Source organism: Paenibacillus barcinonensis (assembly GCF_003217495.1).
In the GTDB taxonomy this organism is placed as follows: domain Bacteria; phylum Bacillota; class Bacilli; order Paenibacillales; family Paenibacillaceae; genus Paenibacillus; species Paenibacillus barcinonensis.
In genome coordinates this window covers 236,270-249,919 of the sequence record NZ_QJSW01000002.1, presented here as the reverse complement: position 1 = coordinate 249,919, position 13,650 = coordinate 236,270, and the positions used below count along the sequence as shown (strand labels likewise).

Here is a 13,650-nt window from a genome sequence, read left to right as displayed (position 1 = left end):
GAGATAGGCACATAAATATGACAAATTCAATTAATATTAAAACTGATTTTATGAAAGTACGAGAGTTCCAAAAAGCATTTAACTGTCCAGCACCAGAAACACCTACAGCATTAGATGATAAGTTGGTTACAAATAGAGCCAATTTTATCATGGAAGAAGTGGTTGAGTTACTCTATGCATCTTCTGATGGAGACAAAGATAAATTTCGTGAATTCACAAATAATCTAATCAGTTCAATTTATGATACATACGATAAGCAACTAACCAAACCATTTCCTGAAGATCGACTAATTGGACAAGTTGATGCTCTGATTGACATCAAATACTTTGCCGAAGGTGGACTTGTAGAAGCATCAGTTATTCCAGATGAGATTTTCGATATTGTCCATAATGCAAACCTATCTAAAATTTTCCCAGACGGAAAGCCACACTATAACGAAGTTGGTAAAGTAATTAAACCCGATGGATGGGAAGCACCAGAGCCAAAGATTGAGAAAGAAATCAAGCGTCAGATTGATTTGGGAACACTGCGATTTAACTAATACATATGGGCGGTGGTTAATCCACTGCCTTTTCATTTGAACATAAAGAGAAACAGCAAAAGACAACATAAGAAAATAAAAGGAGAATATACAATGATGAGATATACGTATTTATATGAGGTTGTATCAACAGGCGAAAAATCCGAGTTCAGCCAAGAGGCAACAAGTAAGGAGGAAGCTGCTGAACTTATCGTTGCACGTATTGCAGATCTGGAGTTTACAGATGAGTCGGATATCAAGCTGGGCAAAGTTATTGCCATCAGTAAAAAGGTAGGAGATAACTACATTGCCTGTGAAGGGTGCGCATCTTAAATGAAAAACTATCTGGATTTATTACAGGATATTCTGAACAACGGTGTGCATAAGGGAGACCGTACCGGAACAGGAACACAATCTGTATTTGGCAGACAACTCCGCTATGATCTCTCCGAAGGATTTCCGCTGGTAACAACCAAACGAATTCATCTCAAGTCGGTTATTCATGAACTGTTGTGGTTTTTGAGTGGCGATACCAATATATCTTATCTGAAAGAAAACGGTGTGAATATCTGGGAGGACTGGGCGGACGAAAATGGTGATTTGGGGCCAGTTTATGGGTCACAGTGGAGAACATGGGAGACTCCAAACGGAGACAAAGTTGATCAAATTGCAGCAGTAGTTGACTCGATTAAAAATAATCCAGATTCTCGTCGTCACCTTGTCAGTGCATGGAATGTGGCTGAGATCAACAATATGAAGCTTCCACCTTGTCATTTTGCGTTTCAGTTTTACGTTGCAGAGGGTAAATTATCATGTATGCTTACGATGCGTTCCGTGGATACGTTCCTCGGGTTGCCGTTTAACATCGCGAGTTATGCACTCTTGACTCATATGATTGCCCAGCAATGTGATCTTGAGGTGGGTGATTTCATATGGTCTGGAGGGGATGTTCACATCTACTCCAACCACGTAGATCAGGTTAAAACTCAACTGGAGCGTGAACCTTATGCTTTACCTAAGCTGGTAATCAAACGCAAGCCGGATTCTATTTTTGATTACAAGTTTGAAGATTTCGAGTTTGAGAACTATCAGCATCATCCGGGCATTAAAGCTCCAATTGCAGTATGAGCAAATTATCAATCATTGTAGCAATGGACGAGAATAGGCTGATTGGCAATAATGGAAAACTTCCATGGTATATACCTTGGGATCTGAAGTACTTTAAGGAAAAGACTATGTTTAAAAATATTGTAATGGGTAGAAACACTTACGAATCAATAGGGAATGTGCTGCCTAATCGGACAAATATAGTTCTTACTTCTGACCTCAATTTTAAATCAGAGGGCTGCATTGTAGTAAATAACATTGAAGATGTTCTACAATACATAGATAAGTCGGATATAGAATCCTTTATTATAGGAGGATCATCATTATATGAACAATTTATTCCATTAGTAGATGAGATGTACATCAACTTGATTCAGCATACATTCAAAGGCGATTCATATTTTCCTTCTTACGATGAGAATGACTGGGATATATGCACCGAAGAAACCGTAGAAGTAACAGGTGATAAAACAGTGTATAAGATTAAAACAAAACATCTAATAAAGAAAATTAAAACACAAAGATAATACTAGACAAATAACATAATAGATGATAAACTAAGTACAGGTCATAAAGAACCTGTACTTTTTCTTTTAGGAGGGATCAGATGGTTGAGAAGGTGATTGATAATTTTAAAACTGGCTCTAATTGTTCTACCACCAGCAATTTTGTTATGGTTTATAATTAAGAATAAAGATCGGATAAAGCTTGAATTGGAAAATTTTAAACACATAAATAATATAGAAAATATATTCTACTCAACTTGTTTTGCTTTTATAGGATTCAATATTATCAACTCCTTGACAAGTCAATACTTTGGGACAGCAACGGTAATAAGTTTGCCCGTCAATATTCCCGTGCTTTACATCTATAGTGTAACAATAAGTCCCATCATCGAAGAGTACATATGTCGAGGAATAATATTCAAGAAACTTAGCAGCAAATTTAGTTTCAGGCTTTCTGCGCTGTTAAGCTCAATAGTGTTCGCGATACCACATTTTAATCTAAGTGGATTTATCGGCTACGTATTTGTAGGATTCATCTGGTGCTGGTATTACCAGAAGAGTAACAACTTATTGATTCCAATCTTTAGCCATGCATTATTCAATTTCACAACTATACTAATTATGTCGCTGAAAGGGTGATGGATACATATGATAAGCAAGTTAATCAACTATTTGTTTTGGAGTAAATCATTTGAGAAAGTTCGAGACTCGCATAGGAAGATGTGCTATGAGTTAGGCAAATATGATCAAGAACGAGAGTTTTGTTATACATATATTGATGAACGGTATGAAAAATAGGAGGAACGAAAATACATATGAAAATTAAATCAAGTGTAATTGAAAAGTACAGCCAACTGTGCATGAAGAGCTATCTGAGTTGCGATTCTTTTGAGGAAGTAAAGTATAAGATTAAGAAGTGTGTAACATTGGGACAAGTCGTAAAAGTTGAGGGAAGTACTAAGCACATTCAATATTATTACAATCGATTTATTGTTGAGAATGGTGAAGTTATTGATTTGTATCAAGATAAGAATACATACATAGAAGTTTCTGAACGAGTAAAGGCTGCTTATGATCGGTTGGAAGGTAAAGTAGTGGTTTAGATAAAAGCCGTCTTTCATCAAGAAATACACTGCATATAACAATATATAAACGACACTTAAGGAGATGATCCAAATGGAATACCCTAAAACTATTGAACTGTCTACTCATGGCTTCGAAAGAATGCAAGAAAGATTCCCTGAATACAGCAAAAACAAAAAGATGGCTACGGATTATGTCAGATCGCTATTGAAAAGTTCTGAATACATTGGAATTGTACCAGATCAATTTGGAGTTGATTCTCACATGTATGTCTTTAATCATACAGTTGCTATCCATATTGGATTAGATCCTGTGAAAATTACTACGGTGTATCCAATCGAAAGAGATATTGAAAAAGAACATAAGAAGATTACGTTTCGAGACAGGGTTGAAGAGTTATACAAAAAAGAATTCAGAAAAATACATAGAACAGAACTGGCAAAACGCAAGAAGATTAAATATTCCAAAGCTAAAAATGAAGCTGAGATTGCTGCACTTAAATACAAGCAACTCATTACGCGCTCTGAGAATGTAAAAGAGATGTGCGGAAAAAGAATTAAAGAATTACAAAACGAGATCCTTCATGAAGAAAACATAATCAAGGATGTTCAAGTATTAAAAAGAAGTGTGGCCTATGCCATTGCAACAGGAAATTACTAGAGGTGAAAATATGAATCTACTACAAGCAGCTCAGTACAGCGTACATGGATTCACCGTCATATCAAACACTGGCAAACGTTATTCTTCAGACATGTTAAATGTGAGATGGATAGGATCACACTATGCTTCAATGAATAACTGTGGAATGACTGACTCTGAACGTAAGGGCGAATGGGAAGCAGTAATTAGTTTGGGGAGTCAGTGAATATCTAATTTATCTGGAGGTAAATAAAATGAATCAGATTATGGTTAGATGCATAGAGTCGTTTCAAGAATTTAATCGCGGGAATATTACTTGTGAAGTTCAAGAAGATGAAGAATTACAGGCAGAACTTTACGAAGAAGCAGAAGAGTATTTTGCGACAGACTCAAAAGGAAGAGATGTTTACGTAGGAAAGATAAATTTTAACGGAGAAATTGAATTGGAAGAATGCTTTGAGCTAATTGAAGGAGGATGTATTGATGACAAACAATAAACATCGTGGTAAACACATTGAAACAGGGGAATGGATCTGCGGGTACTTAATCGGTGACGATGCGATTGTTGGAGACATTGTTGAATGGGATGAACAATATTTCTGTACTGAATATTGGTACAAGGTTGATCCTTTAACAGTAGGCAAAAGTATTGGGAGGGCGGATGTTGTGAGTAATGAAGATTTATTTGAGGGAGACATCCTCTCTCCCAATTGGGCAATCAAGGAACGCGAAGCAAAAGTCATATGCTATGACATAAACCAATCAAAATATAAGGCAGTGCCATTAAGTATGTATTTAGCTAATGCGGGTAATGGTGGTTGGACTGGTTATGACATTGAATGGATGCCACATAAGATAGGAAACATACATGATAATCCTGAATTATTGGAGGTCTAAAGATGAAAGAAAAAACATTTACGTTTAAAGGTAAGCCAAGTGGAGATTATGAATCATTTGTTTGGGATGTGAGCAAAGAAGACTACGCTATTATCACAGGAAGGAAACCAAAGAGCCATGAAAAAGCCAGATTCACCAAAGGAAGATTTATGGTCTACCCCAATGACCTGTTAGAAGGTATTGCTGATGAAGACGAAACTGATTATGAATTCGAGATTACAATCAAAGCAAAGAAGGTGGAGTAGTCTGCTAACATTACTATTTGGCTGGATTATCCCATTATATCTTTACATAGGAACGTTCACTTTACTGTATGCTATCTGGAAAGATCGCAATTTAAAAGGATTTACATGGAAAAATGTACTTGGAGTTACTTTATTATGGCCTGTAGTCTGGTGTCTTATGTTACTTCTAAAATACGGAAAGTAGATTAGATGGACGGAAATCCTTAAGAAGAGTTAATCAAAGTCTAGTTTTATATAGAAAATCCCCCTCAATACAACTAGGGGGGAGAGAAACTATTTGGCTCGTTTTAATCTAGGTTTCTTAGCTTTCTCGTTCATCTGACTAACTTGCTCTTTAGCGAAATCTTTAATGGCTGTTTCGATAAGCTCTTCGTGATGCTGATCCCAGCCACCGTTTTTCTTTATAATGTGCTGTTGAGCTGCTCCACCATGTACCCATTTGCCGTTAACAAATTGTTTCGGTGCTGGCATATAACAACCACTCCTTATCATTTTGTATGTAAAGTATAACACCAAGTTTGACAAAAGTCACTATGATGTGCTAAGGAAAGCGTTTTGATAAATTACCTGTTTCATATAGACAGAAAAAAGGAGGAGCTACTCTATGAAACAAAAGTATCTATGCATAAAAGATTGGAAGATTGATAGTGGCACTTATTTTAGAAAAGACGAATATTACAAAGGTGCTCCATTTAATAATGGCGAATCCGTAAAAATGTTTGGCTTGGTTGGAATGACGATAAATTTCCATAAAGGAAGCGACTATTTTCACATTTAGAGTGCTTAATGCTTGACAAAACCTGTTTCAAAGAGAAAAGAGGCGAAGATTTATCGACCATTATAGTGATTTTTTAGCCATAAAATCAGCAGATCAAGAGAGATACGAATATGCATTTATCAAATGGCTTGAATACTACTATCAGACTGAAGTCTATGATAGAAGAATCTGCACTGGGTTCAATGAGAAGACTCAGAGTGCGATACCATTAAACGCCGTTGAATATGGAAGCATAAATCAAAATGCTAAACGTCTTATGAATAAAATAGTTGAAGACCTTAGAGACAAAAATATAGATGAAGACACTTGGAAATTAGCAAGAAATGAAGCAGCCAGACATTCACACAACAGAGTTGAGGAACTATTGAAGCACTACAGATCTTAATTTGAACAACTTATAAAGGAGAGAGTGGCAAATTGAATAATGTCCAAGTAAAAGTTAACGTGATTAACCAATTGAAACTGTTAAGACAGAGCACTTTCAAAGATAAACTGTCGTTCCTTGATGAAGATATTCAGAACGCCCAACGAGCCAAAGCAACCGAAGTTAGAGTAACAGTAGATTACTACAACAATAAAGTCACAATTGAAAACAATGGTCAGACACTAACGAATTCACAAGCTCTATTTTCAATAGCTGAGTCAGAGTGGGATGAAGACATTCAAAGATCAGAGTCGCCGTTTGGGATGGGATTCTTCAGTAACATTACTGTGAGCGACAACATCGAAGTGATTACGGGGAATAAACATATTATCTTTAATGTTGGTGTGATGATTCAGAATAACAAAACAGACATAGAAGTAACTGAGACAGACAATACATATGAAGGTTTCAAATTGATACTGAACAATTTTGACTTTACGGAAGTATCAGCATCATTGATTCGTGAAAGAATCGAATTGCTAGGAAAATACATACATGAATTAGATATCTATTGTGACGATAAACTTCAACCAAAAAAGAATTTGACAGACACAGATGGCAGCGTGTTTTCTAGTGTGATTGAATCAGACAATATTCAAGGTTGGATTGCATTGAACTCAGGATTCAGTCAAGACCTAAAAGTGTTTTATAAAGGTAGGTTGGTAACTAAACTTGATAGTTATTATTATGTTAAAGGCGATTTACATATCAACGACAAAACCTTAAATCTAACCTCTCCAGATCGCAAAGACATCATTAGAGATGATAAATACTCTGCATTCTTAAAGGAAGTATCGGGGTATACCAAAGAGCTTGCCAATAACGGTTTTCTACATGGTGAGCAGAGACACATTGAGAAGCATATTGATGCTATCTCATGGAATGCAGACAAGGGAAAATTGAAAAATGAGATGTCATTCCTAGTGTTTGATACTGAGAATAAGGATGATTCGAAATATCTTAATAGCATCGCCTTAGCTAAAAGAAAGAATCCAGAAATCAGAAGCGTCAATCAATATGAGGTTTTTATTAAATCAGAAGCAGCCAAACAATCTGAATCAAATCATAAAGAGATTGAATTCACTCAAGAGGTTAATAACAAAGCCCCAGAAGCAGAAGGTATTTCTACTTGGTATGGAAGTGAAGGATCATCTGGTGGACGAAGTGAACCCGAAATTGATGAGGATAAAATCGAAGAAAGAAAAGGACAACAGATCGACTTTAGCTCTGAGCCAGTATTTTGGTTATCGTTTGATCAAATTGTCGAACATGAGAAGAAATTTAAAATTGCAGAGCATTACAAATTAAAAGTGATTGTATCGAGGAACAAAATAGAAAGCGGAATATTAGAGACATTGGGCAAGGATCAAAACATTGTACATATCTCAGAACTAACTGAGAACACGTTGATTAAAGCATCTATCTCAAATACTGAGCTAAGTAAAAAAGAGAGCCGAGCCCTAATGTTACTGGACATGATTAGTCGAATGATCGGGTTCAGCAGAAATGTATTCTCTATAGGCGACGTAATGGTACTAAAGCAAACTCAAATTGAGGTGTTAAATCACACGATTGAAAAGATTGAAGAAGACTTTGTGGCTGTGCATGACTACATTAACAACAAGGTATACATAGATAGAACAGTAATCGATGACAGTAAACTTAGGGAAAGTAACGAAGAGAATCTAGATATAAGCGACTATAAATTCCTCCTACGGAACTTGAAAGAGATTGTTCGAGCAGTTAACCTAATGAATTTTGACGAAGTAGAAAGACCGAAAGATCTGTATGACTGTCTGATTGACGGTTTGGCGATGGCCTAATCATTCTTTATAAAACACTTCAAATAAAAGGGAGATATAATATATGACACTTGAAAATAGCATTAAAGATACAATTACTAGAAAGCTTGAGGATGGAACTGTAGAGAAGTTGATTGAACAACAACTGGAGAAAGGTGTAGTAAATGCACTTGAAAATCTATTCCGCTCATACGGCGATGTCACAAAGATCATTGAGGATAAAGTTAAATCGGTAATGGTTCCCTATCTTGAGACTTACGACTATTCACAATACATAACTAAATTGGATGCGGTACTGGTAGATGTACTCCAAAACTCAGCACTTGAGAATAAACAACTTCTTAGTAATTTCAAGAATCTTATGACTACAGACGAAAAAGTAAAGCATTTAAATGTATCAGATCTGTACAAACATTGGATGGACTTTGTAGGTAAGAATATTGATACGAATAAATTAGAAGTTGATTATGATGATGGCGTTAGTTATGAATATGCTGAAGTTACATTAGAGGTAGAGTACAGCGAAGAAAGACACTGGGGGTCTTACGAATATGCAAACTTGATTTTTGAATGTGAGAAAGATGAAGAGATGAACCAATCCATCAGATTGCATCGTTGGAAGGACAGTAAAGATAAAGGGTGGGACATTGAGCGTCATGAAGTAAAGGATTTGAAGTCTCTTAGACACTTAAACGATTTTGAGCTCTTGCTAATGAAATTGAATCAGAACTATACTTCTTTGATTATCGATGTTGAGTCCGATTCAGACTGTGTTGAGGTCGAAGCGAAGCCTGAACCAACATTTAGTTAATACATAGTCTTAATGAAGCACTTTCTTCATCAAAAAGAGCAGCCACTCCAATTAAGGCAATGACTGCTCCCGGTTAAACCTTAGTCTATTGTAACTACATTATACGTTTTACAAAAATTATCGTCAACACAAATACATAATAAGGGCATGTGCCAGAGTTGCATATGCAATAGGTAGAGAAAATGAATTTTAATATGATGCTACAACAGTATGACCCGAATTTTGATAATGAGGCAATGATTTTGGTAGCAAAAGAAACTGACAGTAAAGAGCTGAAGGATAAGGTAATCAACAATAATATTCGTATCGCAGTAAAACTGGCAAACAAATGGAAAAAAGCTGGGTACACGGACGATTTAGATGACTTGGTAAGTTTGGGTTTATACGGTTTGATTGTTGCATTTGATACATATGATACCTCAAAGGACATTAAGTTTGTTACGTATGCTGGTCGAGTTGTATGGATGGAGTTTGTGAAAGCTGAACGCTATAAGCACATGAAGTGTCGAGGCTCATTTGATTCGATTAGTTTAGATACACCTCTTGGGAAAGCAGATCAAAGCAGTGAAAAGACTATTGCGGAGGTCTTATCAAATGAATCTCATCTCGATTTTGACAAGGTTGAAGAAGATGAGTTTAATCATAAACTAACTAATTTAATTGAGTCTAGTTTAACCGAAAAAGAAAAAGTTGTTTCATTTAAGTACTTTTTTGAGGGCGATGCATTAACAGATATCGGCAAAGAGTTAAAGGTGAGTCGTCAGGCAGTTCATCAGGCATATAAGCGTAGTATTACTAAGTTGGCTCCAGCATTTTCTTAATACATAGTTTAAATGAAACTTATATTTTACATAGAAAAGAGGAGCGTTTTGAGCAGAAATAAAGTCATTAAATACATTGAACGTGATAATGTTACATATAAAATCATTTATAAGAATAATTCAGAGTGGATCGAAAGAGTAGGAGTAATTCACAGCCACAATGTAAAAATCAAAAAGAAAATATGTCCATTAGTATATCAAACCGTTTTTAATGTTAACTATTCATTGAATATTGGAAAAAGCTATATTGAGGAAGCAATTAATGATTATTTTGGGGAGGGAATTGAGAATGGACAATCAACCACTTAAAGAGCTATTTTATTCAAAAGAAATGGAATCACTCAGACAAGCTTACTACAATGAGGCTTACAGACAGGGTGAATTTGATAAAACAATTAGATTGTCAGACGAGGACGAAAATGTAGATTATAAGTGGATCGTAATTTCATTTTGGGAACATAGGTTAGATTCTGGATATAGGATTGATGAATTTGATACAAAAACAGAAGCTATGGAATATGCAAATGTATTTAGAAAAGGCGATCTATACTGTGTCGCAAAAATCGTGAGTCAGCATGAGTGAAAAAGTAAAGAAGCATTTAGGCATATATGGATACAAGCCTTCTGCAAGAATACATAGTAACACCGATTCTCTATATTGTAGTAACTGTGAAGCCATAGCTAGATTCATATCCACTAAAGAATGGTTTGTGCCATCTAAATGGTATCAGTTTTCAAATCGTCTAGATACTTGTACATGGATTGTTTGTTCTGATTGTTATACGCCTTTAAAAGTTAAATAGAAAGTAGGAGAGATACGTTATTCCAATACAAAATTACACTAAAATATTAAATGTAAGATTTGAAAATGGATTGATTGAGAAAGTAAAGTACGATAAATACATAGCAAAACTGATTGAATGGCAAATGAACTATGGCTTAGAATATTATCAGTCTGAGAATGACCCATATTAATAGAAAGGTAAATATATATGATAAAACTAAATGACAAAGAATTGTTTAAGCTGTTCGATAAGCATTTGAGAGTATTCTATCCAGCTTTTAAAGAGAAGAAGTTGAACATGGAATACATTTTCGATCAAAAAACAGTATCATATGACTACATACTAAGAAGACTTCACTTCAATAGTTTCATTATCAATTTTCAGTTTGATGGAGATCATCTGAGAAAGTTTACATACCATGAGGCAGTCAACATGATTAAGAAAGAGTATCCTGAAGCTAAAGTGAACTTAGAATTATACATAGAAAACAAGTTAAATGCTGTTGCCAATCCAAACAAGTATCATGAGATAGTGAATTTTTACTGCGATGTAGAAATAGACGATGTTGAACTTACTGGGGAGCAAATATCCTCAATGATTGATCTTGCTTTGGTTACTCGAAGTGAAAATTGTGATAACGAAGAATGGCTAACTGAATTATCCTTGAGATATCAGCCTTTTTTGAAGGCAAATTCCTGATGAAACATCAATTTTACAGGATCATGGGTGATACAGGGGTGTAAAGTAGATATTTAAAATACAAAGATAATACTGTACATAAACAATTATAAATGGTACAATCAATCTATAGAGGCCACAAATGTACACAAATGGAACAGACTATCTCAATCTGGTATATCTGTGTACATGACTTCAAAAGGAGGTTGTACCATTTTGTATAACACATTAAATTTAGACCTTGGATTTAAATGGACTAAAGGTGAGAGAGGAGGAAAGTTCTTTCGTCAACCAACTATAGCTGGGGAAGCTAAAGACTTATTTGAACAAAATATAAAATCAGACCACTTCATTTACAACGATGAGTTGTTCGTAGGAAATGCTGCCGTAGAATACAGTGATGTTAAATACTTCTCTCTCAATAATAATAAAGCCGAGGCTGAGACAAGTGAAGTGGTCATGAAGACTACTCTGGGGTATTTAGCTAAAAAAGAAAAAGTGAAATTAGTAAGTGGACTTCCTATTGACTTTTACTTTAAACAAAAAGCTCCATTTGAACAAAAACTTTTGGGATTGGCTGATCAGGGTGAATATAAGATTCGTAAAGGTAAGGGAAACAACATTACTGTCCAGCCTGTTATTGAAGAATGCAAGATAGTTCCTCAAGGATTAGGTGTTACAATGGACTATCTATTAGGTGACGATGGCAAAATCGCTAAAGTAAAAGCAGCCAAACAAAAGATACTAACTGTCGATCTGGGATTTTACACTTTGAATTTACTAGGATTCAGCAAATCCAGTATATTAAAAGAATCCAAAAGTGTTTTAGTGGGGGTAGAGAAAGCGTACACGCTATTACAAACTTACATACAAAAACTAACTGGGCATACTCCAGCTATATACGAATTAGACACTTATGTTATCTCAGGTAATTACCTTGGACACAATATAGTTCCACTAATTCAAAAAGCATTTAAATCGTTAGCTAGACAAATCAAAAATGAAATTGAAAGTTTGAATACCAACTTTGACATCTACTTAATCGCTGGTGGGGCCGCTCGATTTATTTTTGAATACTTAGATCTTCCAAACAAGATTTTGATGGATCAACTCGCTCAAGTTAGAGGATATGGAAAGATTGGAAAGAAATCATGGAAATAGCTGCTAGAGCAAGACTTAGACCCAATAAAGATGAGGATCTTATTGAAGCGTGGAAAAGATTACCTCCCCACGAAGATAAAAGCGATGTGGTTAGGAGGGCATTGAGACTATTGTTTTTTGGTACTGGTTCAAGCCTTAACATAAACGAATTGCCTCTCCCTTTTGAGGAGGATACGGAACTTTCCATGCAGAGCGAAGAGGAACAAATGGAAAGTTCAGAGGTATACGATGACAAACTGGACGAACTATTTGGTTCATTTTAATGTAGGCTTCGGCCTACTATACATATATCATAATCAATAAAATCAGATAAGCATTTTGCACCAACACAGGAGCATATACTGTCTTAACGAGGTGATGACTGTGGACGAAAGTTTAAGGAAAATTACTGTTAATGATTCAAGGATCAATATTATATTCAACGCTGATGGTGGGCTCAGAGCGCCGTTAGAGCAAAATGAGGACATATCATTAACAAGTAATCACAATAATGAATCCGCAGCAGACATTTTTAATGAGATGGAAGAAATGATTGGGCTTGATAAAGTCAAGGATCTGATATATGAGATTTATTCATTAATCCAAATCAACAAGTACCGAAGCGATGAGGGATTGAAGAACAGCAAACAGGTTTACCATATGATCTTCAAAGGTAATCCCGGCACAGGAAAAACTACAGTAGCAAGAATAATATCCAAAATGCTCAACAAAATGGGTGTACTAAGCAAAGGCCATTTGATTGAGGTTGAACGTGCTGATTTAGTGGGGGAGTACATTGGTCATACAGCCTTGAAGACTCGTGACCTTGTAAAAAAAGCTATGGGTGGGATACTTTTCATTGATGAAGCGTATAGTCTTGCTCGTGGAGGAGAAAAAGACTTTGGTAAAGAGGCTATAGATACACTTGTAAAAGTTATGGAAGATAAGAGTGACGATCTAATCATCATATTGGCTGGATATCCTATCGAGATGGACGATTTCCTTCAGATTAATACCGGATTGCCCTCAAGATTTCCTATCCAGATTAACTTTGATGATTATTCCACAGACGAATTAATGCTGATAGCTTTAAAGATGTCTTCAGAGAAAGATTATAGCTTTACAAATGAAGCAGGTTTAAAACTTAAACAGATCATACAAGATGAAAAAGACCTGAGGATTCATTTTAGTAATGCCAGATATGTAAGAAATGTTATCGAGAAGGCAATCAGACATCAGGCGGTTCGATTAATGAAGAGACGCGAGAAGATGTCACGTCAAAACTTAATGGAAATTACTGCACGAGATATTGAATCTCAGCTACCTGAAGCAAAGAAGGTTGAAGGTGTCTATAACTTATAGATGAAATGTTCTCCTATAGAGAGTATGAGATTAAGGATAATTGACTCTTTA

The 13,650-nt window shown here is 35.6% G+C and carries 21 protein-coding genes; 20 read left to right on the top strand and 1 reads right to left on the bottom strand.

The window, feature by feature from the left end; translation table 11 throughout:
* The first annotated feature begins 17 nt into the window (after positions 1–17).
* The 10 genes from DFQ00_RS04310 (at position 18) to DFQ00_RS04265 (ending at position 4,998) form a co-directional block, all read left to right on the top strand.
* Positions 18–542 carry a pyrophosphohydrolase domain-containing protein gene (locus DFQ00_RS04310; RefSeq protein ID WP_110894513.1) on the top strand — a complete coding sequence of 175 codons (525 nt, stop codon included), beginning with the start codon at positions 18–20 and terminating at the stop codon, positions 540–542.
* 93 nt (positions 543–635) lie between these two features.
* Complete coding sequence (locus DFQ00_RS04305; RefSeq protein WP_110894512.1) at positions 636–854, top strand: hypothetical protein; 219 nt, start codon at positions 636–638, stop codon at positions 852–854.
* Positions 855–1,649: a thymidylate synthase gene (gene thyA / locus DFQ00_RS04300; protein ID WP_110894510.1), complete on the top strand. Its 795-nt coding sequence runs from the start codon at positions 855–857 to the stop codon at positions 1,647–1,649.
* Positions 1,646–2,155: a dihydrofolate reductase gene (locus DFQ00_RS04295; protein WP_110894508.1), complete on the top strand. Its 510-nt coding sequence runs from the start codon at positions 1,646–1,648 to the stop codon at positions 2,153–2,155. Before thyA ends, DFQ00_RS04295 begins: the two co-directional genes overlap by 4 nt.
* Positions 2,156–2,485: 330 nt before the next feature.
* Positions 2,486–2,773, top strand: coding sequence for a CPBP family intramembrane glutamic endopeptidase (locus tag DFQ00_RS30300; protein ID WP_425271004.1), 288 nt, complete (start codon positions 2,486–2,488; stop codon positions 2,771–2,773).
* Positions 2,774–2,949: 176 nt separating this feature from the next.
* The gene (locus tag DFQ00_RS04285; RefSeq protein WP_110894504.1) at positions 2,950–3,237 is read left to right on the top strand and encodes a hypothetical protein; all 288 of its coding nucleotides are present in this window, start codon (positions 2,950–2,952) and stop codon (positions 3,235–3,237) included.
* A gap of 73 nt (positions 3,238–3,310) precedes the next feature.
* Positions 3,311–3,877 (top strand): hypothetical protein, encoded by a 567-nt coding sequence (locus tag DFQ00_RS04280; protein ID WP_110894502.1) that lies wholly within the window; start codon positions 3,311–3,313, stop codon positions 3,875–3,877.
* Positions 3,878–4,110: 233 nt separating this feature from the next.
* Positions 4,111–4,353 (top strand): hypothetical protein, encoded by a 243-nt coding sequence (locus tag DFQ00_RS04275; RefSeq protein ID WP_110894500.1) that lies wholly within the window; start codon positions 4,111–4,113, stop codon positions 4,351–4,353.
* On the top strand, positions 4,340–4,753 hold the full coding sequence (locus tag DFQ00_RS04270) for a YopX family protein (protein ID WP_110894498.1): 414 nt from the start codon (positions 4,340–4,342) through the stop codon (positions 4,751–4,753). Before DFQ00_RS04275 ends, DFQ00_RS04270 begins: the two co-directional genes overlap by 14 nt.
* 2 nt (positions 4,754–4,755) lie before the next feature.
* Positions 4,756–4,998 carry a hypothetical protein gene (locus tag DFQ00_RS04265; RefSeq protein WP_110894496.1) on the top strand — a complete coding sequence of 81 codons (243 nt, stop codon included), beginning with the start codon at positions 4,756–4,758 and terminating at the stop codon, positions 4,996–4,998.
* Between the two features lie 273 nt (positions 4,999–5,271).
* On the opposite strand, the gene DFQ00_RS04260 is transcribed toward DFQ00_RS04265, so the two are convergent.
* Entirely contained in the window at positions 5,272–5,469 is a 198-nt protein-coding gene (locus DFQ00_RS04260; RefSeq protein ID WP_110894494.1) for a hypothetical protein, read from the bottom strand.
* Between the two features lie 133 nt (positions 5,470–5,602).
* On the opposite strand from DFQ00_RS04260, the gene DFQ00_RS28995 reads away from it, so the two are divergent.
* From DFQ00_RS28995 to DFQ00_RS04215, 10 genes are all read left to right on the top strand, one after another.
* Positions 5,603–5,776, top strand: coding sequence for a hypothetical protein (locus DFQ00_RS28995; RefSeq protein ID WP_167433593.1), 174 nt, complete (start codon positions 5,603–5,605; stop codon positions 5,774–5,776).
* A gap of 417 nt (positions 5,777–6,193) precedes the next feature.
* Positions 6,194–8,023, top strand: coding sequence for an ATP-binding protein (locus DFQ00_RS04255; RefSeq protein ID WP_110894492.1), 1,830 nt, complete (start codon positions 6,194–6,196; stop codon positions 8,021–8,023).
* Between the two features lie 43 nt (positions 8,024–8,066).
* Positions 8,067–8,813, top strand: a complete 747-nt coding sequence (locus tag DFQ00_RS04250) for a hypothetical protein (RefSeq protein ID WP_110894491.1) — start codon at positions 8,067–8,069, stop codon at positions 8,811–8,813.
* A gap of 194 nt (positions 8,814–9,007) precedes the next feature.
* Positions 9,008–9,634, top strand: coding sequence for a sigma-70 family RNA polymerase sigma factor (locus tag DFQ00_RS04245; protein WP_208643743.1), 627 nt, complete (start codon positions 9,008–9,010; stop codon positions 9,632–9,634).
* A 48-nt stretch (positions 9,635–9,682) separates the two neighbouring features.
* On the top strand, positions 9,683–9,943 hold the full coding sequence (locus tag DFQ00_RS04240) for a hypothetical protein (RefSeq protein ID WP_110894487.1): 261 nt from the start codon (positions 9,683–9,685) through the stop codon (positions 9,941–9,943).
* Complete coding sequence (locus DFQ00_RS04235) at positions 9,924–10,217, top strand: hypothetical protein (protein WP_110894485.1); 294 nt, start codon at positions 9,924–9,926, stop codon at positions 10,215–10,217. Before DFQ00_RS04240 ends, DFQ00_RS04235 begins: the two co-directional genes overlap by 20 nt.
* 634 nt (positions 10,218–10,851) lie before the next feature.
* Positions 10,852–11,118 (top strand): hypothetical protein, encoded by a 267-nt coding sequence (locus DFQ00_RS28715; protein WP_146236100.1) that lies wholly within the window; start codon positions 10,852–10,854, stop codon positions 11,116–11,118.
* A 195-nt stretch (positions 11,119–11,313) separates the two neighbouring features.
* Entirely contained in the window at positions 11,314–12,258 is a 945-nt protein-coding gene (locus DFQ00_RS04225; protein WP_110894481.1) for a ParM/StbA family protein, read from the top strand.
* Entirely contained in the window at positions 12,249–12,521 is a 273-nt protein-coding gene (locus tag DFQ00_RS04220) for a hypothetical protein (protein WP_110894479.1), read from the top strand. Before DFQ00_RS04225 ends, DFQ00_RS04220 begins: the two co-directional genes overlap by 10 nt.
* Before the next feature lie 94 nt (positions 12,522–12,615).
* On the top strand, positions 12,616–13,599 hold the full coding sequence (locus DFQ00_RS04215; protein ID WP_110894477.1) for an AAA family ATPase: 984 nt from the start codon (positions 12,616–12,618) through the stop codon (positions 13,597–13,599).
* Positions 13,600–13,650: the final 51 nt, after the last annotated feature.

What these genes read in the sequence shown, in the direction of transcription:
- DFQ00_RS04215 (WP_110894477.1), top strand. Translation starts at nt 12,616, where the DNA reads ATGACTGTGGACGAAAGTTTAAGGAAAATTACTGTTAATGATTCAAGG.
- DFQ00_RS04260 (WP_110894494.1), bottom strand. Translation starts at nt 5,469, where the DNA reads ATGCCAGCACCGAAACAATTTGTTAACGGCAAATGGGTACATGGTGGA.
- DFQ00_RS04250 (WP_110894491.1), top strand. Translation starts at nt 8,067, where the DNA reads ATGACACTTGAAAATAGCATTAAAGATACAATTACTAGAAAGCTTGAG.
- DFQ00_RS04235 (WP_110894485.1), top strand. Translation starts at nt 9,924, where the DNA reads ATGGACAATCAACCACTTAAAGAGCTATTTTATTCAAAAGAAATGGAA.
- DFQ00_RS04280 (WP_110894502.1), top strand. Translation starts at nt 3,311, where the DNA reads ATGGAATACCCTAAAACTATTGAACTGTCTACTCATGGCTTCGAAAGA.
- DFQ00_RS28995 (WP_167433593.1), top strand. Translation starts at nt 5,603, where the DNA reads ATGAAACAAAAGTATCTATGCATAAAAGATTGGAAGATTGATAGTGGC.
- DFQ00_RS04310 (WP_110894513.1), top strand. Translation starts at nt 18, where the DNA reads ATGACAAATTCAATTAATATTAAAACTGATTTTATGAAAGTACGAGAG.
- DFQ00_RS04285 (WP_110894504.1), top strand. Translation starts at nt 2,950, where the DNA reads ATGAAAATTAAATCAAGTGTAATTGAAAAGTACAGCCAACTGTGCATG.
- DFQ00_RS04275 (WP_110894500.1), top strand. Translation starts at nt 4,111, where the DNA reads ATGAATCAGATTATGGTTAGATGCATAGAGTCGTTTCAAGAATTTAAT.
- DFQ00_RS28715 (WP_146236100.1), top strand. Translation starts at nt 10,852, where the DNA reads ATGATTAAGAAAGAGTATCCTGAAGCTAAAGTGAACTTAGAATTATAC.
- DFQ00_RS04220 (WP_110894479.1), top strand. Translation starts at nt 12,249, where the DNA reads ATGGAAATAGCTGCTAGAGCAAGACTTAGACCCAATAAAGATGAGGAT.
- DFQ00_RS04305 (WP_110894512.1), top strand. Translation starts at nt 636, where the DNA reads ATGATGAGATATACGTATTTATATGAGGTTGTATCAACAGGCGAAAAA.
- DFQ00_RS04245 (WP_208643743.1), top strand. Translation starts at nt 9,008, where the DNA reads ATGATGCTACAACAGTATGACCCGAATTTTGATAATGAGGCAATGATT.
- thyA (WP_110894510.1), top strand. Translation starts at nt 855, where the DNA reads ATGAAAAACTATCTGGATTTATTACAGGATATTCTGAACAACGGTGTG.
- DFQ00_RS04265 (WP_110894496.1), top strand. Translation starts at nt 4,756, where the DNA reads ATGAAAGAAAAAACATTTACGTTTAAAGGTAAGCCAAGTGGAGATTAT.
- DFQ00_RS04270 (WP_110894498.1), top strand. Translation starts at nt 4,340, where the DNA reads ATGACAAACAATAAACATCGTGGTAAACACATTGAAACAGGGGAATGG.
- DFQ00_RS04295 (WP_110894508.1), top strand. Translation starts at nt 1,646, where the DNA reads ATGAGCAAATTATCAATCATTGTAGCAATGGACGAGAATAGGCTGATT.